We start from the raw sequence: 16760 nt of genomic DNA on the forward strand, positions 1-16760 counted from the left end.
TGGCGGGCTCAATCGACCTTGGTCATCGCCGCCTTGCGCTCGTTGGCGATCAGCCAGAGATTGCGGATATAGATCAACAGGCCCATGGCCTGGCCGGCGATGAACACCGGATCCTGACGCTGGATGGCGTAGATCAGCAGCAGGCCGCCGCCGAACAGCGAAAAGAACCAGAAGGCAATCGGCACGACGCTGCGCTTGGCTTTTTCCGACGCCACCCACTGCACCAGAAAGCGCATGGTGAAGAAGAACTGGGCGACGAAGCCGAGCAGCACCCAGGCATCGAATTGCTTGACGAAAACATCGTGAAGCCAGGTCGCCAATTCCTGAAGCACGTTACCCATGCCTGATTTCCTCTACTTTGGGCATTCTGCGGCGCCTGCGGCGCAGCCACCAGACGCCGGCAAGATCGAGCACGCCCTGAAGGCCGCGATCGAAGATGCCGTAATTCGATTTGCCGTGACGGCGGGAGCGGTCGACGACATCGCAATGGACGACGCGGTAGCCCTCCTGGATGACCAGCGCTGGAACAAAGCGATGGGTGCCGTCGAAGAAGGGCAATTTCCGCAAAATGTCGGTGTGAATCGCCTTGAGGCCGCAGCCGGTATCCCGCGTCTCGTCGTGCAGGATGGCTTTTCTCAGCCCGTTGGCGAAACGCGACGCCAGTTGCTTGATCTTGCTGTCGCGGCGCTTCAGACGCTGTCCCTGCGCGGCCCCGACTTCGGGACCAGCCTGCCGCAGCGCGTCGATCAACACTGGGATATAACCGGGGTCGTTCTGACCGTCGCCGTCAATGGTGGCGACTATATCGCCCCGCGCCGCCCAGGCGCCTGAGCGCACCGAGAGCGACTGTCCGGCGGATTTTTCATGCCTGAGATGGCGCAGCGGAAACCGGCGAAGCGCTGCCTCTGCTGCAAGCACCGAAGGCGTATCGTCTGTCGAGCCATCGTCGACGACGATGACCTCGAAGTCCCGCCCGGCCATGGCAGTGCCGATCTCGTCGAGCAGAAGCGGCAGGTTCGCCGCCTCGTTCCGGCAAGGAATGACGATGGATATCTCCGGCATCTCGACTCTGTCACAGGATATGGCATTCGATCGATGCCGCGCGGTCCAGAGGAAGAGCCCCGCTGGCGCGGCGCCTCATTACGCCAGCCGAAACAATGACGCAAGCAGGCCGCACGCTATCCGCGCGGACACAAAACCGGATTCCACTTTTGCTGATCGCGCTTGAGTGCTAAACGCCCGCCTTCATGCATAGCCGGGCCGCGTTCGGCCGGAAGCTTTTCGGGAAAGAAAATGTCCGCCTTCAAATCCGATTTCCTGCGCACCATGAGCGAGCGCGGTTTCATCCACCAGACCTCGGACGATGCCGGCCTCGACCAGCTTTTCGCCACGGAAACGGTGAGCGCCTATATCGGCTTCGACGCCACCGCGAGGAGCCTGCATGCCGGGTCGCTGATCCAGATCATGATGCTTTACTGGCTGCAGCAGACCGGCCACCGGCCGATCGCGCTGATGGGCGGCGGCACCTCGATGATTGGCGATCCGTCGTTCAAGGACGAGGCCCGCAAGCTTTTGACGCCGCAGGATATCGAGAACAATCTCGCCGGCATCCGCCGCAACTTCATGCCCTACCTCAAATTCGGCAGCGGCCCGAACGGCGCCGTCATGATCAACAATGCCGACTGGCTGATGGATATCAACTACGTCAATTTTCTGCGCGATGTCGGCCGGCATTTTTCGGTCAACCGCATGCTGGCCTTCGATTCGGTCAAGCTCCGGCTGGATCGCGAGCAGTCGCTGTCGTTCCTCGAATTCAACTACATGATCCTGCAGGCCTACGACTTCGTCGAGCTCTACAAGCGCCTCGGTTGCCGGCTGCAGATGGGCGGCTCCGACCAGTGGGGCAACATCGTCAACGGTATCGATCTCGGCCATCGCATGGAAGGCGCGCAGCTTTATGCGCTGACGACGCCGCTGCTCACCACCTCGTCTGGCGCCAAGATGGGCAAGTCGGCCTCGGGCGCGGTCTGGCTCGATGCGGAGATGTTGAGCCCGTACGACTTCTGGCAATATTGGCGCAACACCGAGGATGCCGATGTCGGCCGTTTCCTCAAGCTCTACACGACCTTGCCGCTCGCCGAGGTCGCGCGCCTCGAACGGCTCGGCGGCTCGGAGATCAACGAAGCCAAGAAGATCCTCGCCACCGAAATCACCGCCATGCTGCATGGCCGCGGGGCGGCAGAGGAGGCCAGCGAAACGGCGCGCAAGACGTTCGAAGAAGGGGCGCTCGCCGAAACACTGCCAACAGTCGAGGTGGGCAGGGCCGATCTTGAAGCCGGCGTCGGCATATTGTCGCTGTTCGTCACCGCCGGGCTGGCTGCGTCCAACGGCGAGGCACGGCGGCATATCCAGGGCGGCGCCGTGCGCCTTAACGACCAGCCCGTGTCAGACGACCGCAGGATCGTGACGCTGCAGGATCTTGGCCCGGAGAACGTCGCAAAGCTGTCGCTCGGCAAGAAGAAGCACGTTCTGGTGCGGCCGGTCTGACCAGGGCCCGCCCTTCCTGTTAGATCTTTTCCGAAACCGGTTTCATCTTGCGGCGCTGGACCTTAGGTTCGGAATCACGGCCGAGGTTAATCAGCTAGCTCCCGAGAATGGCCGAGATGCCATTCGTCTCATCGATCGGAAGGAGCAGGTAGCGCGGGACGTTCTGCGGCGCTTCGATGAACGTCTTGTTCGGGGCCGGAAGCGGACCGCCTGCTCGTAGAAACGAGATCTATACAAGCTGACATTAAGTTCCGCGCGAGCAGCCTCCTGATCTGATCCAAAACAGTCCTTGCCGGGACTGATCCATTGCCTGAAAGCGGACGTAGGTAGAATCGGTGCGCCTGCCCCGGCTTAGGCGACGTTGCGGACGTCCGTTCTCCAAAGTTGTTACGCCGGGTGGACGGGGATGCACGTGCAAGCTGGGGTCAGAACGGGTTATCAACGCGCTTGTCCGCAGCAAGCGCTTCATAATCATGCAATCGCCTCTGTTGTGCGTGACAGGAGGTCTTCCGCCAGCCGTGACGCGGCCTCTCGCGCATCCTGGCGAGCCGCATGATCAATATCGGGTCCAAAGAGGGTCTTCTGGATGATTAGACTGCGGACATCTTCGATACCGATGAAGCGCAACCACGCTTGTATATAAGGTTTTTGAAAGTCGAAGCGCTGCGCCGGAGTAATGGATTGCGACGCATAGTCGAGACCTCGCGCATAGACGACCACTGCGATCTTATCCCGGAGCAGTCCTCCGAACCCGTGTTCAGGATCGAACGAGAAAAGGATATCCTTCTGCGACACCAGGTCGATGAAGTGCTTGAGCTTGTAGGGAATGCTGAAATTCCACAGAGGCGTCGACAGCAGGACAATATCCGCCCAGTACAGTTGTTGCGCCAACTCTTGCAATGCGGCCCATGCCTGCTGTTGAGAAGGGGTAAGCGGCGTGCCGCTGAGCCCCGCATATTTGGCCAACATCGCGTCCTCTCCGAATTCGGGGAGGTCGACATCCCATAGGTCGAGCGTTGAAATCTCCAAGTCGGGTCGCCGAGCACGATAGGTTTGAACAAAGGCGTCGGCGACCTCACGCGAGGCGGAACGCTCTTTGCGGGGCGAGGAAACGATATGCAGTAGCTTGGTCATGTAACACCCTTGCTCATTGTGACGAACCACATTGCGTCATATTTCAATTCGATATAGAAATTGAGATTATAGACGACATTCATCATGGATCAGAATATATGTTGGAATTGGTCCTGCTCAGGACGTTCGTCGCCGTGTTCGACGAAGGCGGCTTCAGTCGGGCAGGAGCGCGACTAAACCTTACGCAGTCGGCCGTCAGTGGGCACCTGCGCCGTCTCGAGGAGCAGGTCGGAAAGCCCTTGCTCAATAGGACGACGCGCTCGCTGGAGATGACACCCGATGGCGAGCGCCTGCTCGCCTATGCCCGGGCGATGCTCGCCCTTAACCGGGATGCTTTGGCCGATCTGGCGCAGGCACCCTTTCACGGCAGGGTTCGCGTCGGCCTCTCGGAAGACTTCGCACAGGTCCCCATCCTTCGCGCCTTGCAGGCATTCGGCGCTGATCGCCCCGGATTGCAGGTCGAGGTGCAAGTCGGGATTCCGAGTGCGCTCCTCTCGAAGATGAAGGAAGGCAACATCGAACTGGTGCTCGGATCACAATGTGAGGGTGAGGAGATGGGGCGCCTCCTGTGGCGCGAGCCTCTTGTCTGGGCATGGACGGATCGTACCGGCGTGAATCTTCCGGACCCGCTGCCGTTGGCGGTGTTGCCGGAACCTTGCCCCTACAGGGAAGTTGCTCTTGAACGGCTTGCCAAGGCCGGGATCAGCCAGCGCACGGTGATGATCTGCGCAAGCAACTCCAGCCTGAGGGCGGCTGCCATCTCAGGCTTTGCTGTAGCGCCGATGATCGCCAGTCAGCTGAGAAACGGCCTGGTCAGGGTACCCGAAAGCTACGGTCTGCCAAAGTTACCAGAAGCGGAGTTCAGGCTATTTGCCGCATCGAACGGCGATACCTCCGTCCTCGAAGAACTGGCGGAGGCCATCATGAATGCCGTTCCTCGAAGGCACGCTGGCGAGGAGTGATCCTGAACTCGCACCGACGTCTGCTTTATGGCTAGTTCCGAATGTCCAGAAATGGCGCAACCGCGCGACCTCCATCATGGTCACAACAATGTCTGCTGTCAGGCAATGGTAACGGTCACCTCAATGGCCGAGATTAGGCGGGAAGCGGCCATTTAAGCCCGGGCTGACGTCAGTCGCCTTTGGATCATGGGCGTGAATTCGCGGGCGGACGAGCGGCCGCTTGAGATCAAAACTCGGTCGCTCGAGGTAATTGGGTTTTGACCTCACCGATACTCGAAGATCGACCTGAAAATCCCGGGCGCTATCACCGATAGCGGATTGACCTCTAGGTTGGGCTTGTTGGCGTTGCCCTTGAGCCTGTAGGTGACGCCGATCAGGCCGCGGTCGCGGCCGTTGCCGAGCAGCGCGCCGATCAGCGGCAGTTCGCCGAAGATGCGGTTTACGCCGTAGGCCGGCATGAACGTGCCGGTCATGTCCATGTTGTTGTTCTGGTCGTAGAGCGTGCCCTGGAAGGTGGTGCCGATGCGCGGGCCGCGCAGCACGCCGTTGCGCAGCTTCAGATAGCCACTGCCCTTGTCGATCTCGCTGAAGCCGCGCTCGAACTTCACCCTCGACGTGTCGAGATTGCCTTTGACCGCCTCGTTGAGGCTGCGGCTGTCGCCGGCCGGCGTCGTCGACACGATCGAGGCGAGCTTCGGCTCATTGACGACAACGAAATTCCTGGCGTCGACCTGGCCCTTCATCGGCCCGTCGCCGGCCCCGGTGAGCGCCAACGTGATCGAGCCGCCTTCCATATGCTCGTAGATGTTGAGGAAGCGCAGTATGGCGCCGGCGTCGGCCGACTTCATGTTGAGCGTTCGCAGGCCGCCGCCGGTCGTGTTGCTGACGGTGATCGCGGCTCCCGAACTTGCGGTGGCGCTCACCTTGAGCCCGTTCACTCTGGAGCCGGCGGCGCTGTAGTCGAGCTTCAGATTCGACAGCACCTCGTCGTGGAAGCCGGTCAGGGAGCTGACGTCGGCGCTGACCGAGATCGCATCGACGCCGGTGGTCTTCGTCGCGGTATCGACATCGGACGTGAATTGCTTGATCAGCGAGCGTGCGTCCAACGCGCTGCCGCTGACCTCGACCGCATAGGCCTTGCCCGACCGCTTCACCGAGACGGCGACGTCGTCGCCCCTGTTCAACGTGACCTTGCTGAACCGGGCCGAGGACAAGGCGCCGTTAATCAGCACGGCGCTGCCGTCGATGGAGAAGGTCTTGCCGTCGAGTTCGAAATTGGACAGCGTCGTGGTGTCGCCGGTCTTCGCCATGGCGAAGACGACCTTGGCGGGAATGCCGGGGCCCTTGCTCCAGCCGGCCCAGGGAATGTCCAGCCTGGCATTGGTCAGGTCGGCCGATACGTTCTGGTTGCCGGCGCCGCTCTTGTCGATCGCCACCTTGATGGTTCCGGAAAGCAGCGTCGACAGGCCAGGCATGGCGCTGGCGCGCGTCTTGTCGTCGAGCAACAGCGCTACTTTACGACTGCGCGGCGGGCCGCCATCCCTCAGCGGCTCAATCAGGTCGAGCTCGGCCGGAATCCCGTTGAGCAGTGCCTTGGCCGAGATCACCGCCCGGTCGGGCGCGACCGTGATCGAGCCGTCGGCATGGCTGACCGTCTGGCCCTCGAACGGCTTGCCCAGCGACAGGTCCTTGTAGTCGAGCGCCACCAGCCAATCGAGTTTGGACGAGTCGACACCGGACTGCAGCGGAATATCAGCCTTGACGTGGCCGGTCACCGTGCCGGACAGGTCGTCCGGCAGCAGGCCGACATGGCGCATGGCGTTGATCGGGTCAAACGATGCCAGTTCGGCGATTGCCGGCGCCTCGCCGGCGACATCGATGTCGAGCGCGCCGATCACCGGCGGATGGTTCGCCGCCTTGACGGTGAGCGTGCCGTTGCTTGCCGCCACGGTGCGGCCGCTCGGCATATAGACGCTGCCCGACGACAGCGCGACGTCGACGTCGTTGCCGTGGAAGCCGACGACGCCGACGGCATCGCGGATCGGCGGAATGCGGCCGGCCGTATCGAAGCGCGATCCTTCGACCTGGAACCGGCCGAACACTTCATTGGCGGAAAGCGGCACGCCGTTGCCGAGCCGTCCGGGTACGACCTGGAACTGCAGGCTGCCATCGACGACGCGACCGCCGAACAGGTTCTTAAGCACCCACAGCCTGGCATTGCGCGCCGAAAACCACGGCCATAATTGCTTGACGTGCGAGACCGGCATGTGGTGGACATTGAGCGCCACCGATATGCCCGGCGCCTGGTTGGCGACGAATGAAACCGAAGCCGTGCCCAGCACTTCGCTGCCCGGTCCGGACCGGACGCCGATCTGCTCGGCGATCAGCTTTTGGCTCGTCGGCTGGTAGACGCCGGCAATACGGGCGATGAAGCTGAGCGCCGGCTCCGGCGAATCCGAAGGCGCCAGGGTCGAACCGTCGCTGGTGAGGTCGTAACGATAGGATGGCTCCTCGCCGGCTGTGCCGGTAGCCGGCTTCGGCCCGATCGAACCGGCGAAATCGAAGGTCGAGCGGCCGGTTTTCAGCAGCAAACTGTCGACCTGGATCTTGTTCGACCCGGCGACGAGCGTCGCATCGAGATCGATATCGGCCGGAAGCAGGCCGCGCGAACCGAGATCGAGCACCGATCCGGTCAGCGACAGGGCAGCGGTCAGCCGCGAACCGTTGTCGCCGGTTCCTTCCGACCCCGCCAGCTTCAAGGCGATCGCACCCAATTTGCCACCTGCCGCAGTGTCGGCGTCCGCTGCCTGGATGCTGGCGTCCAGCGTGGTGATGCGTCGCGTCGCCGGATCGCGGGTGGCGGAAGCGGCGATGGTGAGCGCCCTGCCGTCGACATCCGCGTTGGATGAAAACTCCATGCTTCCCGGTCCCGATTGCGAGACTGAGGCGTCGGCGATGGTGACCGACTCGACAGATCCGGTCTCGGGCAGTACCAGCTCGACGTTGCGCAGATCGATCTGGCGCATCGAATCCTCGCGCACCGCATCGAGCGCCCGGTTGAGGTTGGCGAAGACGGCGGCGGAAAGTTTTTCCGGATCGATGAGGCCGTCCTGGTTGCGTAGCTCGGCCGTCCAGTCGCCACCGGACGGCATCGCCGCCATGACGATGTGCGCGTCGGAAATCCGGGCACTGGTCAGCCGCACCTCGCCCGAAAGCAACGGGATCAGCCGGATGCCAAAGCGGACCCGGCCGGCGTCGGCCATCGGTTTTCCGTCGGCGGTCTTGAGGCTGACGTCGCTGACCTGCAGCGCAATGAAGCTCGACCCGTCAAGCGTCAGCCGGGCCGGCCCGACGGCAACGTCGACATCGAAGCCTGCCAACTTCTCGATTGCCGTTTCGGCTTCCGCGCGAAGCCGCTCCGAGCCGAAGCCGGATACGCCGATCGCGTAGACGCCGGCGGCAGCCAGCAGCACAAGGGCGACGAGGCCGGCAAACAGCCGCGCCATCAAACGGACGCCGCGACCGATCGACGCCTGGCCGAGCGGCGGGACGCGGCACGCGGACGGAAAGGTTCCCAGGTCGGTGATCTCGTCACGCCTGAACCTGATCTTCTCGTGCTGCGGTAGCTCCTGATCCACGCAATCTTCCGTTGAGACGAATTCGATCGTGGACGAATCCCCGCTCGACATTATATCGGTGCAGCCTGGCGCGTAACTTCAAACAAGGGCATCGGTATGGCTGACCTCGACGTGGGCGATGTTGCGCCGCAATTCGATCTTCCGCGCGACGGCGGCGGTTCACTCAGCCTCGCCGCATTGCTGGGAAAACCCATCGTACTCTATTTCTACCCACAGGACGACACCACAAGCTGCACCAACGAGGCGATCGGCTTTTCGCAGTTGAAGCCGGAGTTCGAAAAGGCCGGCGCTGTCGTCATCGGGCTCTCGCCGGACAGCGCCAAGAAACACGACAAATTCAAGGCGAAATACGATCTGAGCGTCGATCTTGTCGCCGACGAAGAGCGCAAAGTGATCGAGGCTTACCATTTGTGGGTGGAAAAGAAACTCTACGGCCGCACCTATATGGGCGTCGAGCGGGCGACGTTCCTGATCGGCCGCGACGGACGCATCGCCAGGATCTGGCGCAACGTCCGCGTCAAGGGGCACGCCGAAGAGGTGCTGGAGGCGGTTCGCGCGCTTTGAGATCTGCGCCAGGCCGTTGCAATGCGATGCCCGTTTTACGCGAAGACCTTTGCCTTCGTTCGATCCGACAAAACTTTGTTAACCCTAATAATGTGTAATCAGGCTCGTCGTTGGTGTCGTAACGAAAGCTTGGTCCCGTGAACGTAGCCAGTCAGTCAGCGGTCTTCGGCAGACGCAAAGAGCCCCACACGGTCATCATCGCCCGGGGCGACCAGATAAGGCATTTCACCATACGCCCGTGGCTTGCGGCATTTTGCGGCTCGGCGCTGGCGGCGATCGTCATCGGCTACCTGCTGGCGACCTCTTATCTGGTGCTGCGCGACGACCTGATCGGCGCCACGACGGCGCGGCAGGCGCGCATGCAGCAGGCCTACGAAGACCGCATCTCGGCACTGCGCAGCCAGGTCGACCGCATCACCAGCCGCCAGCTACTCGATCAGCAGCTGATGGAAACCAAGGTCAGCGAGTTGCTGGAACGGCAGAGCCAGCTCAGCCTGCGTCACGGCCGCCTCGGGCCGATCCTCGAACGAGCCGAAAACGAGGTCGCAACGCCGCCCGTGCCGACGGCAAAGCCGGACGAACATGCCGACGCGACCGGCAGCATCCAGCCGATGGCCTATTCCGTCGCCAGCCTTGCTGCCCCCCTTGCGGCTCCTGTGGGCGTTGACGACACCAGGCCGTTCTCACTGTGGTCGACCCGCGCCGATCCGCTGCCGAGCGAAAGTGCGGCCGACCGGGCGGACAAGCTCTTCGTTTCGATCAACAACTCGCTGAAGGCCATCGAGAGCCGGCAGCTCACCCGCATCGCCACACTTGCCGACAATGCCTACAAGAGCGCCGACGCGATCTCGCAGGCGCTCGAGGCCGCAGGCCTGCCCGTCGACAGCGAATTCGAAAAGAGCGACGTCGGCGGCCCGCTGATACCACTCGACAGCTCGTTGATCTTCGACAGCAAGGTCAAGGAATTGGACGAGGCTCTTGACGCGCTGGATCATCTTAAAAAGGAAGCGCGGCGGCTGCCGCTCGCCAACCCCGCGCCCGGCCATAGCGTCACCAGCCCGTTCGGCGTGCGCACCGATCCCATCCTCGGCACGGCCGCCTTGCATTCCGGCATGGATTTCAGGGCGCCGGTCGGTATGCCGGCCAAGGTCACGGCAGCCGGCGTGGTCGTCAAGGCCGGCTGGAACGGCGGCTACGGCCGCATGATTGAGGTCGACCACGGCAACGGTTTTGTGACGCGTTACGGGCATCTCAGCGAAATCGACGTCGCCGTCGGACAGAAGCTCGATGCCGGAGACATCATCGGCAAGACCGGCAACAGCGGCCGCTCAACCGGCCCGCATCTGCATTACGAGGTCCGCCACAACGGCGAGGCAATCGATCCGCTACGGTTTCTGACCATCGGCAAGAAGGTCGAGCGGTACCTCTAGGGAGCCGGGCTGCTCCCTTCGGGCTCGGCATGACGCCAGGTTCGCTCCGCACGGGGTGTCAATTTTATTTTTGAATTCCATTTGACTGAATAAATCTTCGGTGCCAGTCTGACCTCTCTCGAGGGCGCAAGGCATGGCACTGCGGGGAACCAATCAGGAGTTCGGGCGGCCGTATAATCGGCGCATCGTGCTCGAATCCATCCGCCTTCACGGACCGATTGCCCGCGGCGACATTGCAAGACGCGTCGGGCTCACCGTGCAGACGGTGTCGACCATCGTTCGCGAGCTGGAAGAGCACGGTTACGTGTTGTCGCTGCGCGAAGAGCCCAAGGGGCGCGGCCTGCCACCGGCGACGCTGCGCATCAATCCGGAAGGCGGCTATGCCGTCGGCATCCACGTCACCCCGCTGGGCATCAATGCCGCCCTGATCAACCTAAGCGGCGATGTTATCGAGAGCACCTACCGCGAAGCCCCAAATGCAACGCCCGACCACGCTTTCGACCTGATCGGCGCCATGGTGCTCGAATTGACGGCATTGCGGCCCGGTGGCCGCGTTCTCGGCATCGGCATGGCGCTGCCCGGACCGTTCGGCGTGGAGTCCATGAGCTTTGTGGGGCCGACCACCATGACCGGCTGGAAGGATGTGGCGCTGCGCGAGCGGCTGGCCGCCTCAACCGGGCTGCCGGCCTTTTTCGAAACCGACATGGCGGCGGCGGCTATCGGCGAGCGCCTCTACGGCCTCGGGACGGCATATTCCGAATATTACTATCTCTATTTCGGTGTCGGCCTCGGCGGCGTCATGGTGCATGATGGGGCCGCATTGCGCGGCGCCTGGGGAAATGCCGGCGAGATCGGCCACATTCCTGCTGTGCCGGGCGGCGAGCCGTGCCCGTGCGGCAATCGCGGCTGCCTCGAACGGTATCTCTCGCTCGAGGCGCTGCGGCGCCGCAAAATCGCCGACGCCGAGTGGGTGAGCGAGATTGCGCCGATATTCCGCAACGCCGTCACCATCATCGAAAACCTGTTCGACCCCGAAACCATCATCCTCGGCGGGCTGGCGTCCACCGACCTGCTCGAAAGGCTTGCCGGCGCGGCCGCGCACCTGCCCAATTCGGTCTCGGCGCGAAGCGATCGCACGACGCCCCGCGTCAGCGTCGCACGCGGCGGCCAGCATGCGGTGTTGCGCGGCGCCGCCGCACTTGCCGTTTCGGGGGTGCTTTCGCCGCGCTTCGGCCAGATCTTCACCGCCGAACGCGAACGCGGTCGGGATCTCTTGCATAACAAGGGGATCGCGGCATGAGTGAACCGCTGCTGGTGCTCGACAACGTCGCCAAGAATTACGGCGCCATCGAAGCGCTGAAAGGCATCAGCTTTTCGATCGGCAAGGGCGAAGTGGTGGCGCTTCTGGGCGACAACGGCGCCGGCAAATCGACGCTGGTCAAGATCATTGCCGGCGGCCTCGAGCCGACCTCCGGCCGCATGCTGTTCGAAGGCAAGGAATTCCTGGCCAAATCTCCCGCCGAGGCCAAGGCCGCTGGGATCGAGACGGTCTACCAGGACCTGTCGCTTTGCACCAACGTCGACGTGGTCGCCAATTTCTTCATGGGCCGCGAGATCACCAGGAAGGTTCTCGGCATTCCGGTACTCGACGAGCGCGCGATGGAGCAGGTGGTACAAAGGGCACTGGCCAGCGCCGGCACCCGCATTCCCTCGCTTCGCACCAATGTCGAGCATCTTTCCGGCGGCCAGCGGCAGGCCATCGAGCTCAATCGGTTCGTGCATTTTGGCGGCAAGCTGGTGCTTCTCGACGAGCCGTTCGCGGCGCTCGGCGTCGAGCAGACGCGGCGCGGCCTCGACATGATCCGCCAGGTGGCGAGCCAGGGCATCGGCGTCGTCATCATCACCCATATCATGCAACAGGCCTTCCAGGTCGCCGACCGGATCGTGGTGATCCGGCAAGGTGTCGTGGCTGGCGACGTCGCACGCAACAAAACAAGTCCCGACGCGGTGATCAACATGATCACCGGAGAGACGCTCGCCGGTGCCGGACCGGCGAACTGAGGGACAAATGAGGGGTCCGGCGCAAGAGGAGCGAACGACATGAAGAAAATACTTCTTTCCGTCTTCGGTATCCTGGCACTGGCCTTTGCCACGCTCACGCCGGCATTCGCTCAGTCGAAGGGCACCGTCTACTACATGGTGCCGACATTGCTCGATGAGTTCCAGACCGGCTCGGTGAGCGCGCTGGAACTGTTCCTGAAGCAGGTCGGTTACGAGATGAAGACGCTGAACGCCGACAACAAGACCGACGCGCAGCAATCGCAGATGAACGACGTCATCGCGCTGAAGCCGGCGGCGATCATCCTTGCCGCCGTCGATTTCAATGCGCTGAAGCCGTCGGTCGAGGCGGCCCGTGCCGCCGGCATCCCGGTCGTCGAGTTCGACCGCCAGATAACCTCGACTCCGTCCGACTTCACCTCGGTGGCCGGAACCGTCGAGATCGGCTACGTCGCCGCCGATCAGGCGCAAAAGCTGCTGACCGCGAAGAACGGCTCGGTGAAGGGCAAGATCCTGCAGGTGCTCGGCGATCCGGGCGACCCTTACACGCTCGACATCCAGAAGGGTTTCGAGGAGAAGATGAAGGCGTTCCCGGACGTCAAGATCATCTCGCTGCCGGCCATGCAATGGGAGGCCAGTAACGCGGGCACCATCGTTGCCGACCAGATACTCGCCAACCCCGACATCGACCTGATCTTCAGCCACGCCGCGCATCTTTCGGTCGCCGCCGTCGCCTCGCTCGAGGCCGCCGGCAAGAAACCGGGCGACGTCATGCTGATGAGCTCGAACGGCGCTCCGGTCGGCCTCGACCTGATCCGCAAGGGCTGGCTCAACGTCGAAGTCGAGCAGCCGCTCTACGCCCAGGCTGCGGCGGTCGCGATGTTCATGGACAAGGTGGTCAACAAGCAGGAGATCAAGCCAGGCGAATATGACGTGCTTGGCCTGAAATCGACCCTGACCAAGGAAGCGTGGGGGCCGAACATCAAAATCCCCGGCGCTGCGATCACCAAGGAAAATGTCGATAACCCGGCCTTCTGGGGCAACATGAAGCCGCCGACCGAAACCATAAAGCCGGTCGAATAGCAAACTCGCCAGAAGCTCCGGGCCATGCCGGCCCGGAGCCCTGCCCTGCAGCTCCGGTGCGTTCGAACGGACGCGCAAGGGAATGCTGCAGCAATTTTCAACCGCGCCTGATAGTCCGAAAACCGGGTGGTTTTTCGGGGTCGGCGCCAACCGGATCCTGAGATGAACCCCCGCACGCGCCAAACCCTCGAGTTCATCCTCGACAATCTCGTCTGGTTCATGCTGGTCTTCGTGCTGGTGGTCTTTTCCATCCTTATCCCGAACTATTTTCAGCTCGGCATTTTCGCGAACATCATCGAGGCGTCGAGCGTGCTCGGCGTCATGTCGATCGGCTTGGCGCTGGTCATCATCGCCGGCCATATGGACCTGTCTGTCGAGTCGGTGGCGGCGCTCAGCGCCATGGCGGTCGGCATTCTGTTCTGCTCGTCGGGCATCGGCCTTGGCATCCAGTTGCAGCCGCAATGGCTGATGGTTCCGGTTTCGCTGCTCATCGCCCTTGCCGTCGGCGGCCTCATCGGCGTCATCAACGGCTACCTGGTGGTGAAGGTGAAGATGAGTGCCTTCATCATCACGCTGGCCTCCTACATCTGGGTGCGCGGCCTGGTGCTGGTCATTTCCGGCGGCCGGTCGGCACAGGACCTTGCGCCGGCAATCCGCTGGTTCGCCATCCAGCGCCTGGGCGGCCTGCCGCTGACCGCCTGGATCGCCATCGCCTGTTTCATCGTCTTCTCGCTGATCATGGCCAAGACGCCCTTCGGCCGGCACCTGGTCATGATCGGCGGCAACGAGACTGCGACCTTTCGCGCCGGCATCCGCGTCAACCGCAACCTGGTCATAGCCTTCGTTCTCGCCGGCGCCATTGCCGGTCTTGCTGGCTGGCTGCTGGCAATCCGCACCTCCGGCGCAACCGCCAATCTCGGCGTCGGCCTGTTGTTCAATGCCTTCGCCGCGGTCGTCATCGGCGGCGTTAGCCTGAAGGGCGGCGTCGGCACCTTGCCCGGCGTCTATGCCGGCGTGCTGCTGCTCTCGGCCATCAACACGGCGATAAATTTGATGGGCCTGCCCGCCAACTTCACCCAGGTGATCCACGGCCTGCTGGTGCTCGCCGCCGTGCTGCTCGACGCATTCAAGCAGACCATTCGCCAGAGGCTGGCATGACCGGCCGTCTGGAAGACAAGGTCGCGCTGGTCGTCGGAAGCGCACGCGGGATCGGCAAGGCGATCGCACAGCGCTTTGCCGAGGAGGGCGCGAAGCTGGTCCTGGCCGATACCGAGGTTGAGGCCGGGCAAGCGACTGCGGACGAGCTTGGCGCCGCCTTCATTCGCACCGACATCTCGCAGATGGCCGATGCCGAGGCTGCTGTTGCACTGGCGCTCGACCGTCACGGCCGGCTCGACATCATGGTGCAGAATGCCGGAATCTATCCTTGGCAATTGCTGGAAAACACGAGTCCCGACGATTGGGACCGGGTCATGGCGGTGAACTTGCGTGGCAGCTTCATCGCCGCACGCGCGGTGCTGGTGCCGATGAAGGCACAGCATTTTGGCCGCATGCTGTTCACCTCCTCCATCACCGGCCCGCACGTCACCAGCCCCGGTCATGGCCACTATTCGGCGACCAAGGCCGGTATCAACGGCCTCATCCGTTCGGCGGCTCTCGAATTCTCGGGGTACGGCATCACCGTGAACGGCGTCGAGCCCGGCAACATCCTCACCGAAGGCATAGAGCAGCATCGCGGTGCGGCCTTCATCAAGAACATGGAAGACGCCATCCCGCTCGGCCGTCTCGGCAGCCCACGCGATGTGGCCAATGCCTTCCTGTTCCTGGCCTCGGATGACGCCGGCTACATCACCGGCACGACCATCATCGTCGACGGCGGGCAGCTTTTGCCCGAGGGCAAGGATTTCCGGCTGCTACCGCCATGATCCTCGATTTCGGCGGCGGTTTCTTCCTGCGCCGGGCGACCGCCGCCGATCATCCGGCACTTGCGATGATCTGTCTCAAGACCGGCGATGCCGGCAAGGACGCCAGCGGCCGACAGGACGACCCGGACCTGCTCGGCCTGCTCTACACCATTCCCTACCAGGCCCTCGAACCCGATCTGGCCTTTATTATCGATAGCCCGACAGGCGCGGCCGGCTATCTGCTTGGCGCAGCCGAAACAGCCGCTTTCAATGCCAGCCTGGCATCAGACTGGTACCCGGACCTACAGCGGCGCGTGGCAGACCCGGGACCCGACAGCTCACGCTGGCGTGGCAGCGACTGGGCCCGGCACCGGGTCCATCATCCCGATTTCGCTGTCCCGCCTGCGCTGACCGCCTATCCGTCGCACGGCCATATCGACCTGTTGCCGCAAGCGCGCGGGAAAGGCATCGGCAGGCGCGCGATGGCCTTCCTCGAGCAGCGCCTTGCCGCGAGCGGCTCGACCGGCATTCACCTCGAAGTCATGCCGGAGAACGATGGTGCGCTGAAGTTCTATAAGGCGATTGGATTTGAGGTGGTGCAGGACGCTGATTCATCGAAGCGTTGTGTTTATGTGGCGAAACTGATCGCTCACGCTCCGGCGATTGCAGGCTGATCTGCGACAAGCCAATCGCCTAAGTTGCAAAGAACCGGGAGGCCGATGGAAGTACAATGCTGCCGTTCTGCAGCAGCCAGTTGCCCCGTGTGAACACCTTTGCCGCGGGAACGAAACCTTCCTCGCGTGGTCCACCGCAGACACGAAAGTCACCAGCATCAACACAGTGCGGGGCTAATTCGAGTGTGGCGGAGCGGCTAGTTCACTGTGGGCGGCAGGGGAACATTCGCGACCGTTTCCCCGGCCACGATCGAGAACACATAAAGCAGATAGATCGCTAACACCAACAGCGCGAGGAATGAGCCGCTGGCCAAGATTCCCGCAATCGTGGCGCGGCGATACGGTTCGCCTTTTTCCTTCTTGAAGGTGTCTTCTGCGCTACGGGTTGTCTCCACAACCCGTTCGCCCGGAAGCCGGTTTCCTTCAGCCTCCTTAGATATCTTATCGGCGAGATCTCCTGCGATCACCGCATCATCCGCAAGATGACTCGCAAGCCATCCAGGAATATTTTCGCGCCCGCCCATGCTCATATGCAAGTAAGATTTTAGCTTTCTTTTGTGCTCCCTTAAATTACTGTAGGTTTTATCTTTCGGCAATCGTTTGCCACCCAGGTAGCCAGCAGATCAGACTTAGGTCCCACGGGAAAGGCAGTTCGATCAGACCAAAGTCCTACTGTTTATGCGCCCACCCCGGACTGTGAAGCGGTTGGGAGCGGAGATACCGCCGCAACCACGAAACCACTAGTTGCGTCGATCGCTGGTTTGTT

At 62.5% G+C, this 16760-nt stretch carries 15 protein-coding genes; 10 read left to right on the forward strand and 5 right to left on the reverse strand.

The window, feature by feature from the left end; translation table 11 throughout:
* Nucleotides 1–8 precede the first annotated feature (8 nt).
* Together NKJ12_RS13185 and NKJ12_RS13190 are read right to left on the reverse strand one after the other, a co-directional pair.
* On the reverse strand, nucleotides 9–341 hold the full coding sequence (locus NKJ12_RS13185; protein WP_023674681.1) for a lipid-A-disaccharide synthase N-terminal domain-containing protein: 333 nt from the start codon (nucleotides 339–341) through the stop codon (nucleotides 9–11).
* On the reverse strand, nucleotides 334–1062 hold the full coding sequence (locus tag NKJ12_RS13190; protein WP_352477338.1) for a glycosyltransferase family 2 protein: 729 nt from the start codon (nucleotides 1060–1062) through the stop codon (nucleotides 334–336). The genes NKJ12_RS13185 and NKJ12_RS13190 overlap by 8 nt, the downstream gene beginning before the upstream one ends.
* Before the next feature lie 231 nt (nucleotides 1063–1293).
* On the opposite strand from NKJ12_RS13190, the gene tyrS reads away from it, so the two are divergent.
* Nucleotides 1294–2547, forward strand: a complete 1254-nt coding sequence (tyrS, locus tag NKJ12_RS13195; RefSeq protein ID WP_352703045.1) for a tyrosine--tRNA ligase — start codon at nucleotides 1294–1296, stop codon at nucleotides 2545–2547.
* A 471-nt stretch (nucleotides 2548–3018) separates the two neighbouring features.
* On the opposite strand, the gene NKJ12_RS13200 is transcribed toward tyrS, so the two are convergent.
* Nucleotides 3019–3681, reverse strand: a complete 663-nt coding sequence (locus NKJ12_RS13200; protein ID WP_352703047.1) for an FMN-dependent NADH-azoreductase — start codon at nucleotides 3679–3681, stop codon at nucleotides 3019–3021.
* A gap of 101 nt (nucleotides 3682–3782) precedes the next feature.
* Between NKJ12_RS13200 and NKJ12_RS13205 the strand changes: the two genes are divergently transcribed.
* A complete protein-coding gene (locus NKJ12_RS13205; RefSeq protein ID WP_352703049.1) occupies nucleotides 3783–4643 on the forward strand; it encodes a LysR family transcriptional regulator in 861 nt (286 codons plus the stop codon).
* A 263-nt stretch (nucleotides 4644–4906) separates the two neighbouring features.
* On the opposite strand, the gene NKJ12_RS13210 is transcribed toward NKJ12_RS13205, so the two are convergent.
* Nucleotides 4907–8281: an AsmA-like C-terminal region-containing protein gene (locus NKJ12_RS13210; protein WP_352703052.1), complete on the reverse strand. Its 3375-nt coding sequence runs from the start codon at nucleotides 8279–8281 to the stop codon at nucleotides 4907–4909.
* Between the two features lie 96 nt (nucleotides 8282–8377).
* Here NKJ12_RS13210 and NKJ12_RS13215 point away from each other — a divergent pair, with 96 nt between their 5' ends.
* The 8 genes from NKJ12_RS13215 (at nucleotide 8378) to NKJ12_RS13250 (ending at nucleotide 15994) form a co-directional block, all read left to right on the forward strand.
* Nucleotides 8378–8845, forward strand: coding sequence for a peroxiredoxin (locus NKJ12_RS13215; protein ID WP_352649106.1), 468 nt, complete (start codon nucleotides 8378–8380; stop codon nucleotides 8843–8845).
* Between the two features lie 137 nt (nucleotides 8846–8982).
* Complete coding sequence (locus NKJ12_RS13220; RefSeq protein WP_352703054.1) at nucleotides 8983–10275, forward strand: M23 family metallopeptidase; 1293 nt, start codon at nucleotides 8983–8985, stop codon at nucleotides 10273–10275.
* A 133-nt stretch (nucleotides 10276–10408) separates the two neighbouring features.
* Nucleotides 10409–11575 (forward strand): ROK family transcriptional regulator, encoded by a 1167-nt coding sequence (locus NKJ12_RS13225; protein ID WP_352506457.1) that lies wholly within the window; start codon nucleotides 10409–10411, stop codon nucleotides 11573–11575.
* Complete coding sequence (locus NKJ12_RS13230; RefSeq protein WP_254817614.1) at nucleotides 11572–12336, forward strand: ATP-binding cassette domain-containing protein; 765 nt, start codon at nucleotides 11572–11574, stop codon at nucleotides 12334–12336. Before NKJ12_RS13225 ends, NKJ12_RS13230 begins: the two co-directional genes overlap by 4 nt.
* A gap of 39 nt (nucleotides 12337–12375) precedes the next feature.
* Nucleotides 12376–13416, forward strand: coding sequence for a sugar ABC transporter substrate-binding protein (locus NKJ12_RS13235; RefSeq protein ID WP_352703056.1), 1041 nt, complete (start codon nucleotides 12376–12378; stop codon nucleotides 13414–13416).
* A gap of 162 nt (nucleotides 13417–13578) precedes the next feature.
* Nucleotides 13579–14574: an ABC transporter permease gene (locus NKJ12_RS13240; protein WP_254817612.1), complete on the forward strand. Its 996-nt coding sequence runs from the start codon at nucleotides 13579–13581 to the stop codon at nucleotides 14572–14574.
* The gene (locus NKJ12_RS13245) at nucleotides 14571–15341 is read left to right on the forward strand and encodes an SDR family oxidoreductase (RefSeq protein ID WP_352703058.1); all 771 of its coding nucleotides are present in this window, start codon (nucleotides 14571–14573) and stop codon (nucleotides 15339–15341) included. Before NKJ12_RS13240 ends, NKJ12_RS13245 begins: the two co-directional genes overlap by 4 nt.
* The gene (locus tag NKJ12_RS13250) at nucleotides 15338–15994 is read left to right on the forward strand and encodes a GNAT family N-acetyltransferase (protein WP_352703065.1); all 657 of its coding nucleotides are present in this window, start codon (nucleotides 15338–15340) and stop codon (nucleotides 15992–15994) included. The genes NKJ12_RS13245 and NKJ12_RS13250 overlap by 4 nt, the downstream gene beginning before the upstream one ends.
* A gap of 197 nt (nucleotides 15995–16191) precedes the next feature.
* On the opposite strand, the gene NKJ12_RS13255 is transcribed toward NKJ12_RS13250, so the two are convergent.
* Entirely contained in the window at nucleotides 16192–16590 is a 399-nt protein-coding gene (locus tag NKJ12_RS13255) for a hypothetical protein (protein ID WP_352649095.1), read from the reverse strand.
* Nucleotides 16591–16760 lie beyond the last annotated feature (170 nt).

This window comes from Mesorhizobium sp. M0195 (assembly GCF_040322115.1).
Taxonomy (GTDB): Bacteria; Pseudomonadota; Alphaproteobacteria; order Rhizobiales; family Rhizobiaceae; genus Mesorhizobium.